The organism is Geodermatophilus sp. URMC 64, from assembly GCF_053502555.1.
This window is the reverse complement of sequence record NZ_CP199955.1, coordinates 395,002-415,140: the sequence shown is the minus strand read 5'-3', so window position 1 is coordinate 415,140 and position 20,139 is coordinate 395,002. Positions and strand designations below refer to the sequence as shown.

General features: G+C 74.3%; 21 protein-coding genes. 6 read left to right on the top strand and 15 right to left on the bottom strand.

Features of this window, described 5'->3' with window-relative positions; all coding sequences use genetic code 11:
• Nucleotides 1-3: 3 nt before the first annotated feature.
• Nucleotides 4-597, bottom strand: a complete 594-nt coding sequence (locus tag ACWIYF_RS01985) for a gamma carbonic anhydrase family protein (RefSeq protein ID WP_448626442.1) — start codon at nucleotides 595-597, stop codon at nucleotides 4-6.
• A 60-nt stretch (nucleotides 598-657) separates the two neighbouring features.
• Here ACWIYF_RS01985 and ACWIYF_RS01980 point away from each other — a divergent pair, with 60 nt between their 5' ends.
• Entirely contained in the window at nucleotides 658-1,692 is a 1,035-nt protein-coding gene (locus ACWIYF_RS01980) for a uroporphyrinogen decarboxylase family protein (RefSeq protein WP_448626441.1), read from the top strand.
• Nucleotides 1,693-1,747: 55 nt separating this feature from the next.
• Here ACWIYF_RS01980 and ACWIYF_RS01975 read toward each other — a convergent pair whose 3' ends face one another.
• On the bottom strand, nucleotides 1,748-2,638 hold the full coding sequence (locus ACWIYF_RS01975; RefSeq protein WP_448626440.1) for an NAD(P)H-hydrate dehydratase: 891 nt from the start codon (nucleotides 2,636-2,638) through the stop codon (nucleotides 1,748-1,750).
• Nucleotides 2,619-3,359: a histidine phosphatase family protein gene (locus ACWIYF_RS01970; RefSeq protein ID WP_448626439.1), complete on the bottom strand. Its 741-nt coding sequence runs from the start codon at nucleotides 3,357-3,359 to the stop codon at nucleotides 2,619-2,621. The genes ACWIYF_RS01975 and ACWIYF_RS01970 overlap by 20 nt, the downstream gene beginning before the upstream one ends.
• Before the next feature lie 47 nt (nucleotides 3,360-3,406).
• On the opposite strand from ACWIYF_RS01970, the gene ACWIYF_RS01965 reads away from it, so the two are divergent.
• Complete coding sequence (locus ACWIYF_RS01965) at nucleotides 3,407-3,985, top strand: YdeI/OmpD-associated family protein (RefSeq protein ID WP_448626438.1); 579 nt, start codon at nucleotides 3,407-3,409, stop codon at nucleotides 3,983-3,985.
• Nucleotides 3,986-4,027: 42 nt separating this feature from the next.
• Here the strand turns inward: ACWIYF_RS01965 and ACWIYF_RS01960 are convergent, their stop codons facing one another.
• From ACWIYF_RS01960 to ACWIYF_RS01940, 5 genes are all read right to left on the bottom strand, one after another.
• Complete coding sequence (locus ACWIYF_RS01960) at nucleotides 4,028-5,053, bottom strand: C40 family peptidase (protein WP_448626437.1); 1,026 nt, start codon at nucleotides 5,051-5,053, stop codon at nucleotides 4,028-4,030.
• 171 nt (nucleotides 5,054-5,224) lie between these two features.
• Nucleotides 5,225-5,716, bottom strand: coding sequence for a hypothetical protein (locus ACWIYF_RS01955; protein WP_448626436.1), 492 nt, complete (start codon nucleotides 5,714-5,716; stop codon nucleotides 5,225-5,227).
• 94 nt (nucleotides 5,717-5,810) lie between these two features.
• A complete protein-coding gene (locus ACWIYF_RS01950; protein ID WP_448626435.1) occupies nucleotides 5,811-6,113 on the bottom strand; it encodes a hypothetical protein in 303 nt (100 codons plus the stop codon).
• Nucleotides 6,114-6,351: 238 nt separating this feature from the next.
• Entirely contained in the window at nucleotides 6,352-7,740 is a 1,389-nt protein-coding gene (locus tag ACWIYF_RS01945) for a metallopeptidase TldD-related protein (protein WP_448626434.1), read from the bottom strand.
• Nucleotides 7,737-9,248, bottom strand: a complete 1,512-nt coding sequence (locus ACWIYF_RS01940; protein WP_448626433.1) for a TldD/PmbA family protein — start codon at nucleotides 9,246-9,248, stop codon at nucleotides 7,737-7,739. Before ACWIYF_RS01940 ends, ACWIYF_RS01945 begins: the two co-directional genes overlap by 4 nt.
• Before the next feature lie 42 nt (nucleotides 9,249-9,290).
• On the opposite strand from ACWIYF_RS01940, the gene ACWIYF_RS01935 reads away from it, so the two are divergent.
• Nucleotides 9,291-10,088, top strand: coding sequence for an MBL fold metallo-hydrolase (locus tag ACWIYF_RS01935; RefSeq protein ID WP_448626432.1), 798 nt, complete (start codon nucleotides 9,291-9,293; stop codon nucleotides 10,086-10,088).
• Nucleotides 10,089-10,107: 19 nt separating this feature from the next.
• On the opposite strand, the gene ACWIYF_RS01930 is transcribed toward ACWIYF_RS01935, so the two are convergent.
• The gene (locus ACWIYF_RS01930; protein ID WP_448626431.1) at nucleotides 10,108-11,415 is read right to left on the bottom strand and encodes an amidohydrolase family protein; all 1,308 of its coding nucleotides are present in this window, start codon (nucleotides 11,413-11,415) and stop codon (nucleotides 10,108-10,110) included.
• Between the two features lie 50 nt (nucleotides 11,416-11,465).
• On the opposite strand from ACWIYF_RS01930, the gene ACWIYF_RS01925 reads away from it, so the two are divergent.
• The 3 genes from ACWIYF_RS01925 to ACWIYF_RS01915 are packed head-to-tail and all read left to right on the top strand — an operon-like array spanning nucleotide 11,466 to nucleotide 13,407.
• Entirely contained in the window at nucleotides 11,466-12,119 is a 654-nt protein-coding gene (locus ACWIYF_RS01925) for a DedA family protein (RefSeq protein ID WP_448626430.1), read from the top strand.
• Nucleotides 12,116-12,787: an HAD-IA family hydrolase gene (locus ACWIYF_RS01920; protein WP_448626429.1), complete on the top strand. Its 672-nt coding sequence runs from the start codon at nucleotides 12,116-12,118 to the stop codon at nucleotides 12,785-12,787. The genes ACWIYF_RS01925 and ACWIYF_RS01920 overlap by 4 nt, the downstream gene beginning before the upstream one ends.
• The gene (locus ACWIYF_RS01915; protein ID WP_448626428.1) at nucleotides 12,784-13,407 is read left to right on the top strand and encodes an alpha/beta hydrolase family protein; all 624 of its coding nucleotides are present in this window, start codon (nucleotides 12,784-12,786) and stop codon (nucleotides 13,405-13,407) included. Before ACWIYF_RS01920 ends, ACWIYF_RS01915 begins: the two co-directional genes overlap by 4 nt.
• Here the strand turns inward: ACWIYF_RS01915 and ACWIYF_RS01910 are convergent.
• From ACWIYF_RS01910 to ACWIYF_RS01885, 6 genes are all read right to left on the bottom strand, one after another.
• Complete coding sequence (locus ACWIYF_RS01910) at nucleotides 13,382-14,293, bottom strand: SRPBCC family protein (RefSeq protein ID WP_448626427.1); 912 nt, start codon at nucleotides 14,291-14,293, stop codon at nucleotides 13,382-13,384. The two genes, ACWIYF_RS01915 and ACWIYF_RS01910, sit on opposite strands and share 26 nt — an antisense overlap.
• A 110-nt stretch (nucleotides 14,294-14,403) precedes the next feature.
• On the bottom strand, nucleotides 14,404-15,261 hold the full coding sequence (locus tag ACWIYF_RS01905; RefSeq protein WP_448626426.1) for an FAD binding domain-containing protein: 858 nt from the start codon (nucleotides 15,259-15,261) through the stop codon (nucleotides 14,404-14,406).
• Entirely contained in the window at nucleotides 15,258-17,762 is a 2,505-nt protein-coding gene (locus ACWIYF_RS01900) for a xanthine dehydrogenase family protein molybdopterin-binding subunit (RefSeq protein ID WP_448626425.1), read from the bottom strand. Before ACWIYF_RS01900 ends, ACWIYF_RS01905 begins: the two co-directional genes overlap by 4 nt.
• The gene (locus tag ACWIYF_RS01895; protein ID WP_448626424.1) at nucleotides 17,759-18,259 is read right to left on the bottom strand and encodes a (2Fe-2S)-binding protein; all 501 of its coding nucleotides are present in this window, start codon (nucleotides 18,257-18,259) and stop codon (nucleotides 17,759-17,761) included. The genes ACWIYF_RS01900 and ACWIYF_RS01895 overlap by 4 nt, the downstream gene beginning before the upstream one ends.
• A gap of 229 nt (nucleotides 18,260-18,488) precedes the next feature.
• Nucleotides 18,489-18,836: a hypothetical protein gene (locus ACWIYF_RS01890; RefSeq protein WP_448626423.1), complete on the bottom strand. Its 348-nt coding sequence runs from the start codon at nucleotides 18,834-18,836 to the stop codon at nucleotides 18,489-18,491.
• A gap of 82 nt (nucleotides 18,837-18,918) precedes the next feature.
• Complete coding sequence (locus tag ACWIYF_RS01885; RefSeq protein ID WP_448626422.1) at nucleotides 18,919-20,130, bottom strand: MFS transporter; 1,212 nt, start codon at nucleotides 20,128-20,130, stop codon at nucleotides 18,919-18,921.
• Between the last annotated feature and the right edge of the window lie 9 nt (nucleotides 20,131-20,139).

Here is a 20,139-nt window from a genome sequence, read left to right as displayed (position 1 = left end):
GGATCAGGGGCTCTCGTCGCCGGGGCCGTCGTCCCCGGGCACGATCCCGGCCGGCGGCAGCTTCTGGCGGACCACCGGGCGCACCCGCCGCGCGGTGGGCAGCCGGTCGGTGTAGCTGGCCGCGTTGCCGACGATGTGCTGCTGGTCGTCGTCGTTCGCCTGCCGGAGCACCTTGGCCGGGACCCCGCCGACCACCGAGCGCGGTGGCACCTGGGTGCCCGGCGTGACGACGGCGCCGGCGGCCACGATCGAGCCGGTGCCGATGCGCGCGCCGTTCATCACCACGCTGCCCATGCCGACGAGCACGTCGTCCTCGACGTGGGCGCCGTGCAGGACGACGTTGTGGCCGACGGTGACGCCGCGGCCGATCACCAGCGGGTAGCCGGGGTCGGAGTGCAGCGTGCAGCCGTCCTGCACGTTGGAGCCCTCGCCGATCTCGATGATCTCGTGGTCGGCCCGGGCGACCGCGCCGTACCAGATGCTCGACCGGGGACCCATGCTCACCGCGCCGACGACCACCGCCGTCGGCGCCACGAACGCCTCGTCGTCGATCTTCGGCGCGCCGAAGTCGAGTTCCGCGATGTAGTTCTCCGCCACGGGCCCACCGTGGCAGAGGGAGGGCGGGGATGCGAGGGGGTAGCGCGGGAGGATGGGCGCATGCCGCGTCCGCTCCCCTCGCTGCCCACCTCGATCGTCGGCAGCCTGCCGCAGCCCGCGTGGCTGATCGACCGCGACCGGCTGGCGCACCAGTTCCCGCCCCGGGTCCGCGCCGCGGAGCTGTGGCGGGTCGCGCCGGAGCTCCTGGAGGAGGCCCAGGACGACGCCACGCTGCTGGCGATCCGTTCGCAGGAGGAGGCGGGGCTGGACATCGTCACCGACGGCGAGATCCGCCGGGAGTCCTACTCCAACCACTTCGCCACCGCGCTGGACGGCATCGACCTGGACAACCCCGGCACGGTGCTCAACCGCTCCGGCAAGCCGATCCCGGTGCCGCGGGTCACCGGCGAGCTCCGCCGTCCGGCCCCGATTCAGGCCGGCGACGTGCGCTTCCTCCGAGCGCACACCGACCGGACGGTCAAGATCACCGTGCCGGGGCCGTTCACGATGGCCCAGCAGGCCCAGGACGACCACTACGCCGACGACCGCGCGCTGGCGCTGGCCTACGCCGACGTCGTCCGCGCGGAGATCGCCGACCTGTTCGCCGCCGGGGCCGACATCGTGCAGATCGACGAGCCGTGGCTGCAGGCGCGCCCCGAGGTGGCCCGCAAGCACGGCGCCGAGGCGGTCAGCCGGGCGCTGGAGGGCGCGCCTGGGCCGGTGCACGTGCACCTGTGCTTCGGCTACGCGGCGATGGTGGCCGAGCGCCCGGAGGGCTACTCGTTCCTGCCGGAGCTGGCCGACACCCCGGCCGACGCGATCTCGGTGGAGACCGCGCAGTCGCACCTCGACCCGGCGACCCTGCGGCCGCTGCGGGGCAAGGGCATCGCGCTCGGGGTCCTGGACCTCTCCACCCCCGAGGTGGAGACCCCGGAGGTCGTCGCCGAGCGCGTCCGCCGGGCCCTGGACGACGTCGACGTCGACAAGCTGGTCCTCTCCAGCGACTGCGGCCTGAAGTACCTGCCGCGCGACTCCGCGGCCGGCAAGATGCGCGCGCTGGCGGAGGCGGCGGAGATCGTCAGAGGTGAACTGTAGGCCCCGTCCAGAGGCTCGCCCGGAGCTTGCGAGGGGTGAGGAGGACGGGGTCCTTCTAGATCGCGATCTCGTCGATGACGGCGGGCACCTGAGCCGGCAGCTCCCGGGCGAGGAAGCCCAGCCGGCCGATGGTGGCGGCCAGCCGCTCGCCGGCCCGCCCGTGCAGGTGCGAGCCCCAGACGGCGGCCTGCACCGGCTCGGCGCCGCGCGCCAGCAGGCCGGCCACGATCCCGGCGCGCACGTCGCCCGAGCCCGAGACGCCCAGCCCGGCGCCACCGCTGTCGTCCCGCCACAGCCGGCCGTCGGCCGCCGCGATCCAGGAGGTCGCCCCGCCGAGCCCGACGGCGGCGTTCGCGCGCGCGGCGAGCTCGAGGGTGGCCGCGGCCGGGTCGTCCTCCAACTGGTCCTGTTCCACGTGCAACGCGATGGCCAGCTCGGTCGGGTTCGGCGTCAGCACCACCCGGGCGCCGAGGTGCCGCAGGCAGTCGACGTCGGCGGTGACGCTGGCCAGGCCGAGCGCGTCGAGGGCGACGGGGCCGGTCAGGTGCGGCAGCAGCCGGTCGCCGAAGCCCCGGGTCTCCTCCTCGTCCTGCATGCCGGGCCCGATGAGGACGGCGTCGGCCGCCTCCGCGAGGTCCCGGACGGCGTCGGCGGCGTCGGCCCGGATCGCACCCGAGCTGCTCTCCGGCAGGGCGCGGACCAGGGCTTCGGGCAGCGCGGTCGCCGCGAACGGGGCCACCGACTCCGCCGTCGCCACCTGCAGCTTGCCCGCGCCGGCGCGCAGCGCCGCTTCGGCGGCGAGCAGGACCGCGCCGAGGGTCTGGGTGCTGCCGCCGATGACGAGGATCGAGCCGCGGGAGTTCTTGCCGCCCGTCGGCTCCGGCAGCGGCCACTGGCGCAGCAGCGGCGGGGTGACCAGCGCCGGGTCAGGACTGCTCGGCGACATGCGGCTCCTCGGTGACGTCCTCGTCCTGGTCGGCGAGGTGGTGGACGGCGTTGAACTCCACCAGGCGCAGCCCGCCGTCCCTGGTCTCGTAGCGGGTGACCGACGCGTTGGCGACCCGCTCGCGGCGGTCGACGTCCAGCAGCTCCTGCTCGGTGAGCTCCTCCAGCACGTACCGGAACACCATGATCACGGCCTGGTGCGCGACCACCATCAGCCGCTCGCCGTCGTGCCGCAGCGCCTCGGTGGTCAGCAGGCTGCGGATCCGCAGCGCGACGTCGGCCCAGCTCTCCCCGCCCGGTGGCCGGTAGTAGAACTTGCCGAGCAGGTCGCGCCGCCGCGCCTCGTCCGGGTACTCCTCGCGGATCCCCGCGCCGGTCATCCCGTCGAAGGCGCCGAAGTCGCGCTCGCGCAGCCGTTCGTCGGGGCGCACCCGCAGACCGAGCGGTTCCGCGGCGAGCCGCGCGGTGGTCAGGGCGCGGGTGAACGGCGAGCTGAGCACCGCGGTGGGGCGCTCGCCGTCCGGGAGGTCGGCCATCCAGCGCCCCAGCGCCTGCGCCTGGGCGCAGCCGGTGTCGGACAGGGGGACGTCGGGGTCGCGGACGTCGAGCTCCAGCCGGCCGGCACCCTGCTCGTGGGCGCGCGCGTCGGCGACGTTGCCCATGCTCTCGGCGTGCCGGACCAGCCAGATCGCCGACGGTCCCGGCATGCGGTCGCTGGTCACCCGGACGGCGGTAGCCGCCGTCCCCGGTCGTGAAACAGGATGGCCCCGTGACCTCGCCCTCCGACCTGCCCGTTCACCGGTTCGCGGACCAGGCGTCCTTCGAGGCGTGGCTGGAGGCGGAGCACGAGCGCTCGCCGGGGATCTACGTCGTCCTCGCCAAGAAGGGCGCGCCCGACCCGACGCTGAAGCAGGCGGAGATGGTCGAGTCGCTGCTCTGCTTCGGCTGGATAGACGGGCGGGCCAACCGGGTCGACGACCTGCACTACACGGTGCGGGTCACGCCCCGGCGGCCGAAGAGCGTGTGGTCGGCGAAGAACGTCGAGTGGGTGCAGCGGCTCACCGAGGCGGGCCGGATGCGCCCGGCGGGCCTGGCCGCGGTCGAGGCCGCGCAGGCCGACGGCCGGTGGGAGCGCGCCTACGCCGGACCGGCCACGATCACCGTGCCCGACGACCTGGCCGCGGCGCTGGCGGAGCAGCCCGCGGCGCGGCAGTTCTTCGAGGGGCTGGACGGCGCCAACCGCTACGCCGTCCTCTGGCGGGTGCACACGGCGAGCACCCCCGCGACGCGGGCGAAGCGGATCGCCACGCTGGTGCAGATGCTCGCCGAGGGCCGCACCATCCACTGAGCGACCACCGGGCTTTCTGTACCGAAAGCCCGGAGGACGGCGTCAGACGACGCGGCGGGCGCCGGCGTAACCGGCCATGTCGACGCTGGTGACGGCGACCGGCTGCCCGAAGGTCCGGGCGTGCACCATCATCCCGTTGCCGATGTAGAGGCCCACGTGGCTGACCGGCGAGTAGAAGTACACGAGGTCGCCCGGCTGCAGGTCCGAGCGGGAGACCGCCGAGCCCAGGCGGGACTGCGAGGCGCTGGAGTGCGGGAGGCCCACCCCGGCCGCGGCGTAGGCGTACATCGTCAGCCCGGAGCAGTCGAAGCCGCCCGGGCCGGCCGAGCCGTAGACGTAGGGCTTGCCGACCTGCGCGAGGGCCGCACGGATGGCGGTCGCGACGATCTCGCTCGGCGCCCCGGCCGCGACGGCGTCGGCGTCGGGCGCGGCCAGCGACGGACCGGCCAGGGCAGTGGTCACCCGGACCTGCTCCTGGGCGGAGAGCCGCTGGAAGTCCGCCTGGTACTGGTCGATCTGCTGCTGCAGCTGCGCCTGCTGCTCCTGCAGCTGGGTGAGCGAGGACTGCGCCTGGGCGGCGGCCTGGTCGGCGGCGGCCTGCGCCTGCTCGGCGGCCTCCTGGGCGACGGCGACCTCGGCGATCACGCTCTCGACGTGGCCGGCGATCATGTCCAGCGTGGTCATCTGGGCGACCAGCTCGGTGGCCGACTCGCTGGTGAGGAAGGCGGCCAGCCGGGACTGGGTGGCGCCGGTGTAACCGCTCTGCGCGATGGCCCGCAGCTGCGGCTCGTAGGCGTCGACGGCGGCCTGCGCGGTGGCGGCCTGGGCGGCGGCCGCGTCGGCGGCCTGCTGCTGCTCGGCGACGAGGAGCTCGGCCTGGTGGACCTGCTCGTCGATCTCGGCCAGCTTCGCGCCGGCCTGCTCGACCAGCGCGCCGGCCTCGGCGGCGGTGCCGGGGGCGGCGGAGGCGGGCGTGGTCACCGTTCCGGCGACCGAGGCGGACAGCGCCGCGGTCAGCACCAGAACGGCACGCCTCCAGCGGCGGGTCGTCGTCCGTGTGCGCTGCACCGTCGGCCTCCCTCGGGTCGTCGCGCCGCGTCCGGGGAAGGGACGTCTTGTGCGCGCCGGAACGGACCGTAAGGAGGCGGTGTCGACAAGTAGGGGAGGGCGCGCGGGTCAAGCCCTGGGGTTGACCACAGTCGTCACATCTGCCTCAGCAGGGGAGACGCGCCCCAGCCGTCACCAGGTCGGGCGGCTGCGGCCGCCGCGGACGTGCCGCCGGTCGGGGGCGAGCGGCACGAGCCGGTCGGCCACCGCGCCGGTGACGAAGGCGTAGAGCGCCTTGGCCGCGACGTCGACGGCCTGGTCGCGGCCGGACCAGGTCCAGGGCGGGGAGCCGACGCCGGTGGCGTTCTCGAGGGTCTGGTCGGTGGCCAGGCGCACCGACGTGTGCCAGGCCGAGGCGCGCCAGCCGCGCAGGCCGGACGCGGCCCAGATGCCGCGCAGCGCGCCGACGGCGGCGCCGGTGCCCCAGTGCATGAGGTGGTTGCGCACCGGCGGCCGGGCCGATCCGGGCGGCCGGCGGCCGGTGGTCAGCGCGGTGAGCGTGCGGCCGGGCACGTAGGAGTCGGGCCGGCCGGTGAAGCGCTGTTCGACATTCTCGCCGAGGGTCATCGCGGCGGTGCCCGCGAGTCCGGCCAGCGCACCGCGCACCGCGGCTCGTCCCAGCATGGACGTGCCCCTACCCGCTCCGCGGGCGGGGTAGGCCCCCTTGCAGGGTCCCGGCCCGAGCGGAGCGAGGGTCGGGGGGCGAGGGGGTCCTTCTTCAGCCCGCGAGGGGCTCGGAGGCGTCCAGCCGGGAGAGGGTCTCGAAGTCACGTAGGACGCCGGCGAGCTCCTCCGAGGTCCACGGCTCGCAGCAGTCGCAGCCGCCGTCGGCGAAGCTGACCAGCCCGAGGCTGCCGCCGTCCTGGTCCTCGGCGATCGCGAGGTGCCCGGCGACCGGGTGGCGGTGACAGGTGCAGGCCGCGGCGCACAGGCCCAGCCCCCAGCCGGAGATGACGACCGTGCGGCCGTCGTCACGGATCTTGCCGATCTGGAAAACCGACGGCTTGCGGGTCCGGTTCACGGGATGCCTCCCCTCGACAGCCCCGTACGTGCGGGACCAGGCGTGCGATGTGCGCTGCACATCAGCGCCTTCATCGGCGCATCACACCGCGTACTTGAGCGGGTGCATTCCGTGCAGTGGACAGAGCGTAACAACGCAAATACGCCCGATGGGAGTACTTCCAGCACTTGTTGGGTAGCCCGGCGTGTTCGAGCCGCCGCCCTTGGCGAAAGACGACAGCCGCGACGCCGGGCAGACGTCAGCTGGCGGGGCTGACGCTGCTCATGTTGAAGTCCGGCACCCGCAGCGGCGCCATCGCCGTACGGGTGAACCAGTCGTTCCACTCCCGCGGCAGCGTCCGCTCGGTGCGCCCGGCCTGGGTGACGCGGGCCAGCAGGTCGACCGGCGACTCGTTGAACCGGAAGTTGTTCACCGCCGCGGTGACCTCGCCGTTCTCGACGAGGAACACACCGTCCCGGGTCAGCCCGGTGAGCAGGAGGGTCTGCGGGTCGACCTCACGGATGTACCACAGCGTGGTCAGCAGCAGACCGCGCTCGGTGGCGGCGACCATCTCGTCGAGCGTCGCGGTCGCCGAGGGGTCCTCGAGGATCAGGTTGTCGACGGCGCCGATCGCCGGCGCCGTCGTCTTCAGCGCCCACGCCCGCGGCCGCATGAGGTTGGCCAGGACGCCGTCCCGGATCCAGTCGACCGCCGGGGTGGCCATGCCGTTGTCGAAGACCGAGGCCGCGCCCGACGAGGAGCCGACCACCTGGAACGGCGCGGTCTCCAGGCCCGGGGCGTGCGGGTCGCTGCGCAGGGTCAGCGGCAGGGCCGCCAGCCGCTCCCCGATCCGGTTGCCGCCGCCGGGCTTGGCGTAGACGTTGCGGCCCTCGTCGGCGTCGCGGGCCTGCATCGTCCACCAGGCGTAGATGTACAGATCGCTGACCGCGGACGGCGGCAGCACCGTCTCGTAGCGCCCGGCCGGCAGCTCGACGCGGCGCTGGGACCACGCCAGCTTCTGCCGCACCTGGCCGGCCAGGTCTGGCACGGAGACGTCGGCGAAGTCGCGGGTGCCCATGCCGGCCCACACCGAGCGGCTGAAGTCGGCGCTCTTGCCGTTGAGCTCCACCCGCCCGGTCGGCTGGTCGTGGCGCAGCCGCAGCCCGGTCGAGCTGCCGAGGTAGGTGGTCGCCATCTGGTGCTCGGCGAAGCCGAAGAGCAGCTCGTCGCGGTCGCGCGCCTCACCGAACGCCTCGCCCAGCTGCGGCGCGAAGTCGCGGAAGACCTCGATCGACGTCTGGGCCGGCTCGGCCGACCAGTCCCCGGAGCCGGGCGGCGGCTCACTGATCAGGGGGACGGCGTCCTCGGCCGGCCCGGCGTCGCGGGCGGCTTGCTCGCTGGCGGCCACCAGCGCGGCGATGTCCGGGTTCCCGGTGCGCGCCACCGTGCCGGCCGCCATCCCCGCGCCGCCGTCGACGAAGGAGATGACCACGACCTGGCGCGAGCGCATGGAGCCGTTGGTGGTCAGGCTGTTCTTCGCCCAGCGGAGGTTGGCCTCCGAGCTCTCGACGACGAAGGTGACCTGCCCGTCGGCGGTGGAGGCGGCGAGCGCCTTCTCGACCACCTCCTGCGGCGTCAGCGCACTCATCGGCCGCCCTCCTGCACGGTGTTGAGGATGTTCACCTGGTCGAAGCGGGCCGACGGGCAGCCGTGGCTGACCGGGGCGGTCTGCCCCGGCTGGGCCTTGCCGCAGTTCATCGCGCCGCCGAGCACGTAGGTCTGCGGGCCACCCACCACGGACATCGCGCCCCAGAAGTCCGTCGTCGTCGCCTGGTAGGCGACGTCGCGCAGCTGACCGGCCAGCCGGCCACCCTGGATGCGGTAGAAGCGCTGGCCGGTGAACTGGAAGTTGTAGCGCTGCATGTCGATCGACCAGCTCTTGTCGCCGACGACGAAGATGCCGCGGTCCACGCCGGCGATGATCTCCTCGGTCGACGGGCCGCCGGGCGCCGGCTGGAGCGAGACGTTGGGCATCCGCTGCACCGGCGTGTGGCCGGGTGAGTCGGCGAATGCGCAGCCGTTGGACCGCGGCATGCCGCGCAGGCGCGCCATGTTGCGGTCGACCTGGTAGCCGACGAGGACGCCGTCCTTGATGATGTCCCACTGCTGCCCGGCGACGCCCTCGTCGTCCCAGCCGACCGTGGACAGCCCGTGCGGCGCGCTCCGGTCGCCGGTGACGTTCATCAGCGGCGACCCGTACCGCAGCGTGCCCAGCTTGTCGACGGTCGCGAAGCTCGTCCCCGCGTAGGCGGCCTCGTAGCCCAGCGCCCGGTCGAGCTCGGTGGCGTGGCCGATCGACTCGTGGATGGTCAGGAACAGGTTCGACGGGTCGATGACCAGGTCATAGCGGCCGGCCTCCACCGACGGCGCCTTGGTCTTCTCGCGGAGCAGCTCGGGGATCTCGGCCAGCTCGCCGCGCCAGTCCCAGCCGCTGCCGGTGAGGTACTCCCAGCCGCGGCCCACCGGCGGGGCCAGCGTGCGCATGCTCTCGAACTGCCCGGTCGCCCGGTCGACGGTCAGCGCCGTGAACTCCGGGTGGATGCGCACCCGCTGCTGCCGGGTGCGGGTGCCGGCGGTGTCGGCGTAGTACTTCTGCTCCTTGACGTGCATGCAGCTCGACTGCACGTGCTCGACGCCATCGGCGGCCATGAGCTGCTCGGAGAGCTCGGTGAGCAGCCCGGTCTTCTCGGCGTCGGGGACGTCGAAGGGGTCGACGGCGTAGTCCGAGACCCACTGCGCGTCGGGGTACACCGGCTCGGGCGCCAGCTCGACGCGGTCGGTGTTGATCGCCGCGGAGACCCGGGCGACGGCGACGGCCTCCTCGGCCAGCCGCACCGCCTCGGCCGCGGTGAGGACGACGCCCGCGGCGAAGCCCCACGTGCCCTCGTGGATCACGCGCACCGACAGGCCGAGGTCCTCGCCGTCGGCCAGCGACTCCAGGCGGGCGTCGCGCAGTGTGATGGTCTGCGTGCGGATGCGCTCGACCCGGATGTCGGCGTGCTCGCAGCCCAGGTCGACCGCGCGGGTGAGCGCGGCGTCGGTCAGCGCGGACAGCGGCAGCGCCAGGAAGGACTCGTCGACGGTTCGGGCGGACACGCCCCCTGTCTACCAGCCGCCTCGCCCGGGTAGCGGCGCCCCATGGCTGGGGACGACGTCACGCTGACCTTCGGCGGCAACGCCACGACGCTGCTGCGACTGGGGGCGTTCACGCTGCTCACCGACCCGAACTTCCTCCACCGGGGGCAGCGCGCCTACCTGGGCAAGGGGCTGTGGACCAAGCGGCTGACGGAGCCGGCCCTGCAGCCCACCCAGCTGCCGGCGCTGGACGGGATCGTGCTCTCCCACCTGCACGCCGACCACTGGGACCGCATCGCCACCCGCACGCTGCCGCGGGCCACACCCGTGGTGACGACGCCGGCCGCCGCGAAGGCGCTCTCCCGCCGCGGCTTCTCCGAGACCGCCGACCTCGCGCCGTGGCAGACGCACGAGTTCACCCGGGACGGGCAGACGCTGCGGATCACCTCGGCGCCCGGGGTCCACGGCCCTGGGCCGATGGGGAAGCTGCTGCCGCCGGTGATGGGCAGCGTGCTGGAACTCGTCACCGACGGCGCGGTGAGCTGGCGCGGCTACATCAGCGGCGACACCGTCTACCGCCCGTGGCTCGGCGAGGTGCTCGAGCGCTGCGGGCCGCTCGACGTCGTCATCCCGCACCTCGGCGGCACGAAGGCGCTCGGCGTCACCGTGACCATGGACGGCCGGCAGGGCGCGGACCTGGTGCAGTTGCTCAAGCCCCCGGTCACCGTGCCCGTCCACTTCGACGACTACGACCGGTTCAAGTCCCCGCTGGGCGAGTTCGTCGCCGAGGTGGCGCGGCGGCGGCTGCCCGGGGAGCTGCGCACCGTCCACCGCGGCGACACGATCTCACTGCGCCCGTAGCGGAGGAGATCCGTGCGCGTCACCTCGACGAATCTCCTCCGCTCAGGCGGGCGGCGCGCTCAGCCAGCTCGACGCGCAGGGCGTCGGCGTCCACCGAGGTGCAGACGCCGTCGCGCACCACCTGCCGGCCGGCGACCCAGGTGTCGCGGACCAGCCGGGTGGCGCCGGACCACACCAGGTGGGTCAGCACGTCCTCGATGTCGCCGACCGGCTCGAACAGCAGCGAGCGGGTGTCGACGTGCACCAGGTCGGCCTGCCGCCCGGGGGTGAGCCGGCCGAGGTCAGGGCGGCCGATCGCGTCGGCCGCGGCCCCGGTCGCCAGCCACAGCGCCTCGGCCGCGGACAGCGCCGTCGCGTCGCCGGCCGCGAGCCGGGCGAGCTGGGCGGCCAGCCGGGCGTCGGCGAGCAGGTCGAGGGCGTCGTTGGACGCCGGCCCGTCGGTGCCCAGCCCCACCCGGATGCCGCGGTCGAGCATGTCGCGCACCCGGGCCACGCCACTGGCCAGCTTCGCGTTCGACGCCGGGCAGTGGGCCACGGCGACGTCGTACTCCTGCCACAGCTCGAGGTCGCCGTCGTCCATGTGCACGCAGTGCGCCGCGAGCACCCGACCGCCCAGGACGTCGTGGGACGCCAGCAGCGCCGGCACCGACAGCCCGTGCCGCTCCAGGAGCTCGTCGCCCTCGGTCGCGGTCTCGGCGACGTGCAGGTGCAGCAGCAGGTTGTGCTCACGGGCGGCCGCGGCGGCCTTGGTCAGGATCGGCAGCGGGAGCGTGTACGCGGCGTGCGGGCCGATCCCGTACTCGACCGCACCACCGGGCGGCGTCCCGGCCGCGAGCTCGACCGCCTCGCGCAGCTGGTCCTCCAGCGGCGGCAGGCCGGGCAGCGGCAGCAGCGGGCTGGCGATCACCGCCCGGGCGCCGGTGGCGGTGACGGCGGCGGCGATCCGCTCGGGGTGGAAGTACATCTCGACGCTGGTGGTGACGCCGTTGCAGAGCATCTCCGCCGACGCCGCGGTCATCGCCACCTCGACGTCCTCCGGGGTGAGGCGGGCCTCCCGTGGCCAGATCACCTCGCGCAGCCAGCGGTCCAGCGGCAGCCCCTCGGCCTGGCCGCGGAAGAGCACCATCGGCGCGTGCGAGTGGGTGTTGACCAGGCCCGGCAGCAGCACGCCGGGCAGGTCGACGGTCTCGGCGTCCGGCGCCGGCGGGGCGTCGGCCGCCGGCCCGACCCAGCGGATCTCGCCGTCGGCCACGTCGAGCACGCCGTCGGGGACGACGGTGCCGGCACGGTCGCCGACGACGACGGCACGGGCGGTGAAGCGCTGCATGGACGAACGCTAGAGGAACCCGTCGGCCCGGACCCTCGTTGGAGGCTTTCGTGCCGACGCTCGCCGCCGCCAGCGGTCCGGGCGGGATCACCGGCCTCATCTTCGACCTGATCGACGCCCTGGGCGCGGTCGGTGTCGGCCTGGCGATCCTGCTCGAGACCATCGTCCCGCCCATCCCCAGCGAGGTGCTGCTCCCGCTCGCCGGCTACCTGGTCCAGACCGGCCGGGAGAGCCTGACCGCCGTCTTCCTCTTCGCCACCGCCGGCTCGGTGCTGGGCGCCTGCCTGCTCTACGCGCTGGGCCGGTCCCTCGGCCCGGACCGGAGCAAGCAGGCGCTCTCCCGGCTGCCGCTGGTCGACCGGGAGGACGTCGAGCGCACGTTCACCTGGTTCGAGGAGCACGGCCGCAGCGCGGTGCTGATCGGGCGGCTGGTGCCGGTCGTGCGCAGCTTCGTCTCCGTGCCGGCCGGCGTCGTCCGCATGCCGTTCATGCAGTTCCTGCTGTACACGACGCTGGGCAGCGCGATCTGGAACGCGCTGCTCATCGGCGGCGGCATGCTGCTGGGCACCCAGTACGAGCTGGTCGAGCGCTACACCGGCGTGCTCGACTGGGTGCTGATCGCCGCCGTCGTCGGGGTCGTCGGGGCGCTGGCCGTGCGGCGGGTGCGCGCCCGCCGGCGGCAGCGCGAGAGCATCGAGCGGTGACCAGACTCCGGCCCGAGGTGGTCGCCTTCGACGTCAACGAGACCCTGCTCGACCTGGCGCCGGTGGGCGCCGCCCTCGTGGAGGCCGGCGAACCGGCGCACCTGCTGCCGGCCGTCTTCACCCGCACCCTGCTCACCGGCTTCGCCGCGGCGGCCGTCGGGGGCTGGTGCCGGTTCCGCGACGCCTTCGACGCCGCGCTGGCGCAGATCACCGACCTGGGGCCGGCCGAGCGGGCCGGGGTCACCGACGCGTTCGGCGAGCTGGCCCCGCACCCGGACGTCGAGCCGGCGCTGCGCCGGCTGGCCGAGGGCGGCGTCCGTGCGGTGACCCTCACCCACGGCTCCCCCGGCGTCGCCGAGGCCGCCCTGGAGCGCGGCGGGGTCACCCCGCTGGTCGAGCGGACGCTGTCCAGCGAGTCGATCCGGGCCTGGAAGCCCAACCGCGAGGCCTACCTGTGGGCGGCCGGCGTCTGCGGCGTCGCGCCGGAGCGCCTGGCGCTCGTGGCGGCGCACGGCTGGGACGTCCAGGGCGCCCAGCGCGCGGGCCTCACCGGCGCCTGGTTCCCGCGCAGCGAGCGCAGCTACCCCGCGGTGTTCGAGCCCCCGCACGTCACCGCCGCGGACCTGCCCGGCGCGGTGGACGCGCTGCTCGCCCTGCCGGCCCGGTGAACGTCGACACCCCGATGGGCCCCGCCCGGGTGCTGCGCCGGGATCCGGCCGGCGCCGTCCGCGGCACGCTGGTGCTCGGGCACGGCGCGGGCGGCGGCATCGACTCGCCCGACCTGGCGGCGGTGACCGACGCGACCGCCGGCGCCGGCTGGCGGGTGCTCGGCGTCGAGCAGCCGTGGCGGGTCGCCGGCCGGAGGATCGCGCCCGCGCCGCCGCGCCTGGACCTCGCCTGGCACGCGGTGCTCGCCCGTCTCCGGGACGACGGCCTGCTCACCGGGCCGCTCGTGCTGGGCGGGCGCAGCGCCGGCGGGCGGGTCGCCTGCCGGTCCGCGGCCGAGCAGGGCGCCGCCGGGGTCGTCGCGTTCGCCTTCCCCCTGCACCCGCCCGGCCGGCCGGGGAAGAGCCGAGCCGACGAGCTGGCGCGCGTCGGCGTCCCGCTGCTCGTCGTCCAGGGCGAGACCGACGCGTTCGGCGGCCCCGCGGAGGTCGCCGGGGCGGCGCCGCACGCGCAGGTGCGCGGCGTCCCCGGCGACCACGCGCTCAAGAAGGACGTCGCGGCCGTCGTCGCCGCCGTCCTCCCCTGGCTCGACCGCCTCAGCCGCGGCGGCGGCGGGCGATGAGGAAGATCAGCAGCAGGAGCAGCCCGACGCCCGCGGCCGGCTTGGCGTAGCGGGCCACCGCCGCGCCGCCGGCGACCTCGAGCAGGTCGATCGGCTCCGGCTCGCTCACCGGCCGCGGCGCGCTGGGCGTGGTCGTCGGCGTGGTGGCCTCCGCGGCCGGGACGCTCGGCGCGCTGGGCGCCGCCGCCGCGGGCGTGGCCGGTGCCTCGCCGGCCGCCGCCGGCGCCGTCTTCGCCGGCACGGTGCTGGTGGCGGTCACCCGCTCGGTGGTCGAGTCCGTCGCCGCGGCGGCCGCCTTCTTGGTGGCCGCGGCCGCCTTCTTCGTGGCCTGGGCCGCGGCGCCGTCGCCAGGCACCTGCTCGGCGGAGGCGGCGACCTCCTCGACCGCACCGGTCGCGGTGGCGGCCACCTTCTCTGCGGTGGACGGCGCCGGCGCCGGCGCACCTTCGCCCAGCTGCGCGGCGAGCTTGTCGGCGAACTGGCCGAGCAGCTTGTTGCCGACGTCGGTCATCACGCCGCGGCCGAACTGCGCCGGCCGGCCGGTGATGTTGAGGTCGGTGAGGACGTCGACCCGGGTGACGTCGCCCTCCGGCTTGAGGTTGGCGGTGATGACGGCGGCCGCGGTGCCGTTGCCCCGCTGGTCCTTGCCGCGGGCGTCGATGACCGCCTTGTGCGCCGCCTCGTCCTTCTCGACGAACGACGCCTTGCCCTGGTAGGTCAGGTTGATCGGGCCGAGCTTGACCTTCACCCGGCCGGTGAAGTCGTCGCCGGTGACCGAGTCGAGCGCGGCGCCGGGCATGCACGGCGCGATCCGCTCGATGTCGAGCAGCACCCGCCACGCCTCGTCGATCGGCACCGGAACGGTGAACGAGTTCTCGAGCTGCACGCGAACCTCCAACGTTGGATGCGGCTCGGCCGGTCCACCCCGAGGGGCGGGCCGGCCGAGACGGACGGGAACGGACGGACCGGTACGGACCGGCGCGGCTGGGACCGACGCTACAGCCCGGCGGCCGCCGCCACCGCCCGGCGCGTGAGCACCTGGGCGAGGTGCAGGCGGTAGTCGGCCTGGGCGTTGAGATCACTGCTCGGGTTGGTCCCCTCGGCCGCGTGGCGCGCGGCCTCGGCGATCGCCTCCGCGGTGGCCGACGCACCGGCCAGCGCCTGCTCGGCCGCGGTCGCCCGCAGCGGCGTCGGGCCCATGTTGGTCAGCCCGATCCGCGCCTCGGCGATGTGCCCGTCCTCCCGGCGGACCGCCGCGGCGACCGCCACGATCGACCAGGCCTGGGCCACCCGGTTGAACTTCTCGTAGTGCATCCCCCACTGGCCCGGCAGCTTGGGGATGCGCACCTCGACCAGCAGCTCGCCCTCCTCGAGCGCCGTGGTCAGGTAGTCCACGAAGAAGTCCCGCGCCGGGACGGTCCGCCGTCCCGACGCCCCGACGATCACGAACTCGGCGTCGAGTGCCAGCGCCACCGCCGGCAGGTCGCCGGCCGGGTCGGCGTGCGCCAGCGCGCCGCCGAAGGTCCCGCGGTGGCGCACCTGCCGGTCGGCGACGGTCTCGGTCGCCTCGGCGACGAGCGGCGCGTGCTCCTTGATCAGCGGGTCGGAGAGGATGTCGGAGTGCGTCGTCATCGCGCCGATCACGATGGCGTCGCCGTCGTCCCGCACGCCGCGCAGCTCCGCCACCCGGCCGAGGTCGACGACGGTGGACGGCGCCGCCAGCCGCAGTCGCATGACCGGGATCAGCGACTGCCCGCCGGCGAGGATCTTGACGTCCTCGCCGCCGGCCGCGATGGCCTGCAGCGCCTCCTCGACGGTCGACGGCCGGGCGTAGTCGAACGCTGCGGGGATCATCGGTCGCCTCCCAGCGAGGACTCCGGCGTCGAGACGCCGGCGGTGGTCTCGGTCTGCGCGCCGCCGTAGGCGACGGTGCCCGCCGTGGCGCGGTCCCCGCCGTCCCCGCCCTGCTGGATCGCCCGCCAGACGCGTTCGGGCGTGAGCGGCATGAGGATGTCGGACACCCCGAGGTGGCGGACCGCGTCGAGGGCGGCGTTGACGACGGCCGGCGTGCTGGCGATGCAGCCCGCCTCGCCGACCCCCTTCGCCCCGATCGGGTTGCCGGGTGCCGAGTGCACGGTGTTGCCCGTGTCGAAGTGCGGCAGGTCCGCGGCCGACGGGACCAGGTAGTCGACGAAGGTGCCGGTGGTGAGGTTGCCGTCGGCGTCGTAGACGGCCTCCTCGTACAGCGCCTGCGCGATGCCCTGCGCCAGGCCGCCGTGCACTTGGCCCTCGACGATCAGCGGGTTGACGATCGTGCCGACGTCGTCCACGCAGGCGTACTTGCGGATCGTCACCCTGCCGGTCTCGGTGTCCACCTCGAGGGCGCAGATGTGCGTGCCGTGGGGGAAGGAGAAGTTGACCGGGTCGAAGGTCGCGTCGGCGTCGAGCGACGGCTCGACGCCCTCGGGGAAGTTGTGCGCCACGAAGGTGGCCAGCGCGATCTCCTGTATCGACAGCGCCGTCCCGGGTGTGCCGCGGACGGCGAACTTCCCGTCGGCGAACTCCAGGTCGTCCTCGCTGGCCTCGAGCAGGTGCGCGGCGACCTTCTTGGCCTTGGCCACGACCTTCTGCGCGGCGTTGACCACCGCGGCGCCGCCGACGACCAGCGACCGGGACCCGTAGGTGTCCAGGCCGCGCGCGGCGATGGCGGTGTCGCCGTGCAGCACCTCGACGTCCTCGAAGGGCACGCCGAGCTCGTCGGCGACCAGCTGGCTCCAGGCCGTCTCGTGGCCCTGCCCGTGCGGGGTGGAGCCGGTGACCACCTCGACCTTGCCGGTGGGCAGCATGCGGATGGAGGCGTGCTCCCAGCCGCCCGACCCGAAGGAGAGCGAGCCGAGCACCCGGGAGGGGGCGATCCCGCACATCTCGGTGAAGGTGGAGAACCCGATGCCGAGCTGGACGGGATCGTTCGACTCGCGCCGCCGCCGCTGCTCCTCGCGCAGCTCGTCGTAGCCGAGCAGCTGCAGCGCCTGCTGGGTCGCGGCGTCGTAGTCGCCGCTGTCGTACTCGAGCCCGGCGACCGTGGTGAAGGGGAACTCCTCGGCCTTGATCCAGTTCTTGCGGCGCAGCTCGAGGGGGTCCATGCCGAGCTCGACGGCGAGCTCGTCCATGACCCGCTCGATGGCGAACGTGGCCTCGGGCCGGCCGGCGCCGCGGTAGGCGTCGGTGGGCGTCTTGTTGGTGAAGACGCCGTCGCACTCGAACCGGTAGGCCGGGAACTTGTAGATGGCCGGGTACATGAACGCGCCCAGCGCCGGCACGCCCGGGGTGATCAGCCGCAGGTAGGCGCCCATGTCGGCGAGCAGCCGCACCTTGAGGCCCTTGACGTTGCCCTCGCGGTCGGCCGCGATGTCGATGTACTGGATCTGGTCGCGGCCGTGGTGGGCGCTCATGATCGACTCGCTGCGGGTCTCCGTGTACTTGACCGGCTTGCCGAGCCGCTTGGCCACCAGGAGGGTGATCACCTCCTCCGGCGTGACCTGCAGCTTGCCGCCGAAGCCGCCACCGACGTCGGGCGCGATGACCCGCAGCTTGTGCTCCGGCGTGCCGGTGATCATCGCCAGCATCAGCCGCAGGATGTGCGGGACCTGGGTCGAGGACCACATCGTGTAGTTGTCGCCCTGGGGCTGGACGACGGTCGCCCGCGGCTCCATGAACGCCGGGACCAGCCGCTGCTGCACGAACCGCCGGCTGACCACGACGTCGGCGTTCGCGAAGGACTCGTCGGTGTTCTGGCCGGTGCCGGCGTCGCCGGCGTCGAAGACGAAGTGGTAGCTGGTGTTGGACTCCAGGTGGTCGTGGCAGAGGTCGCAGCCCTCGGTCGTGGCCTGCTCCATGTCCAGCACGACCGGCAGCGGGTCGTAGTCGACGTCGACGAGCTCGACCGCGTCCTGCGCCGCCGCCTTGCTGCGGGCGACGATGACCGCGACGGCCTCGCCGACGTGGTTGACCTCCTCGACGGCGACCGACGGGTGCCCGGGGTTGACCATGTCGGGGGTCACCGGCCAGGCACAGGGGATCGAGCCCTGCTCCTCGGCGAAGTCGCGGCCGGTGAAGACGGCGATGACGTTGGGCGCCGAGCGGGCGGCCTCTACATCGATGCCGCGGATCTTGGCGTGCGCGACCGGGCTGCGGACGATCGCCAGGTGCAGCATGCCGGGCAGCACCAGGTTGTCGGTCCACTGCGTCCGGCCGGTGATCAGCCGGGCGTCCTCCTTGCGCCTGCGGGCCTGGCCGACCTCGCGGGCCGGGGCCTCGGGGGCGGCGGTGTCCGGGCGGTCCTCGGTGACGGTCATGCCTGGGCTCCCGTCGTCTCGGGCGTGGCGCTCCCGCTCATCTCGCGCGCGGCCTGCTGCACGGCGCGGACGATGTTCTGGTAACCGGTGCAGCGGCAGAGGTTGCCCTCGATGCCCTCGCGGACCTCGTCCTCGGTGGGATCCGGGTTGTCCTTCACCAGGTCGATCGAGGCCATGATCATCCCCGGCGTGCAGAAGCCGCACTGCAACCCGTGCATCTCGTGGAAGGCCCGCTGCATCGGGTGCAGGGTGCCGTTCTGCGCGATGCCCTCGATGGTGGTGACCTCGCAGCCGTCGGCCTGCACGGCCAGCACGGTGCAGCTCTTCACGGCCTCGCCGTCCAGGTGGACGGTGCAGGCGCCGCAGTTGCTCGTGTCGCAGCCGACCACGGTGCCGACCTTGCCGAGCTGCTCGCGCAGGTAGTGGACGAGCAGGGTCCGCGGCTCGACGTCGTCCGTGTACGACGCGCCGTCGACCCGCACGTTTATCTGTGTCACGAATCCTCCGCTCGGATCGCAGGGCGATGTGTCCCCGGTCACGCCGGGGCCCCGAGCGGAGTCTTACTCGCTGTGAGTGACTTAGGCCACGCTTAGCTGCGCGGACCGTGGTCCGCCGCCGCCGACGCATGCCGGCCGCGGATCGCGACTTCCGCAGGTGCGGCCGAGTGGGCCGTTCCGACACGCGGATGCGGTCCACCACAACGTTGCAGCGTCGTTGCAGCGCCCATCAACCGCGGCGCCGCAGGCGGACGCCGACGAGAGCGGGAACGACGTCCCCACCGCGCTCGACGAACCGGTCGATCTCCGCGTCCAGGCGGAGGAAAGCGCTGAAGAAGCTCTCGAGCGGGAGGTGGTGAACCCCGACCCGGGCCCGCACGGCCGTGCCCGTGAACGGCGTCGGAGCGGCCCAACCCGCCTGCCGGTAGCCGGAACGGACGACGCCGCCGTCGGACACCGGCTCGGCGAAGGGGTGGACGAAGCCGGGGTGGACACCGACGTATGCGAACCAGCCGCCCGGCGTCAGCACGCGTATCGCCTCTGCCACCAGCCCCGCGAAATCGGGTGCCGCTGCCACGGCTCTAGCAGATCACCTCGGGTGCAGCGGTGCCTCAGGAGCGGGGAGGGACCGCTGCACCCGAGGTGATCAACGCCGGCTGTCAGCTCGCCGGGGCGTAGGCCGCTTCCGGCCGGCGCCGGGCCGCGGTCGCCCGCAGCGTGCGGCGGCGCAGGACCGCCGAGGCCACCAGCGGCACGAGGCCCGCGACGGCCAGCCCGGCGCCCACCACGCTCGGCGCCCGGTAACCGAAGCCCGCGGCGATGACGGCGCCGCCGAGCCAGGCCCCGAGCGCGTTGGCCAGGTTCAGCGCCGAGTGGTTGAGCGCGGCGCCGAGCATCTGCGCCTCGCCGGCGGTCTCCATCAGCCGCAGCTGCAGGCAGATGGCGAGGGTCGACGCGGCGACGGAGACGAGGAAGACCCCGACGAACAGCGCCGGCGCCCAGGGCGAGGTCAGCGCGACGGCGGCGAGCAGCACCCCGAGGACGACGATGCTGCCGACCAGCGACCGGAACAGGGCCAGGTCGGCCAGCCGGCCGCCGAGCGCCGTCCCGACGAGGCCGCCGAGCCCGTAGGCGAGCAGCACCCACGGCACCGTGCCGCGCGCGAGCCCGGCGACGTCCGTCGCGACCGGCGCGATGTAGCTGTAGAGCGCGAACATGCCGCCGAAGCCCACGATCCCGACCAGCAGGGTGAGCAGGACCTGCGGACGGCGCAGCGCGTCCAACTCGCCGCGGACGGTCGCGTCGGGGCGGCCGGGGGAGTGCGGGACGACCGCGAGGACGGCGGCCATGGTGAGGGCGGCCAGGACGACGACCAGCCAGTACGCGGCCCGCCAGCCGACCTGCTGCCCGAGCCACGTGGCGAGCGGGACCCCGGCGACCATCGCGACGGACAGGCCGAGCAGCACCGAGCTCACGGCGCGACCGCGCAGCCCCGGCGACACCAGCGATGCGGCGACCAGCGAGGCGACGCCGAAATAGGCGCCGTGCGGCAGCCCGCTGACGAAGCGGGCCAGGGACAGCGTGCCGAATCCCGGCGCGAGCGCGCTGGCCGCGTTGCCGACGAGGAAGGCGGCCATCAGGCCGACGAGCAGAGCGCGGCGCGGCAACCGGGCCGACAGCGCGGCGATCACCGGGGCGCCGACCACGACCCCGAGCGCGTAGAAGCTGACGATGTGCCCGGCCGACGGGATGCTCACCCCGACGCCGTCGGCGATGTCGGGCAGCACGCCCATCGTGACGAACTCGGTGGTGCCGATGGCGAAGCCGCCGACGGCCAGTGCGGCGATCGCGACGACCGTCCGGACGGTCACTCGGGAAGG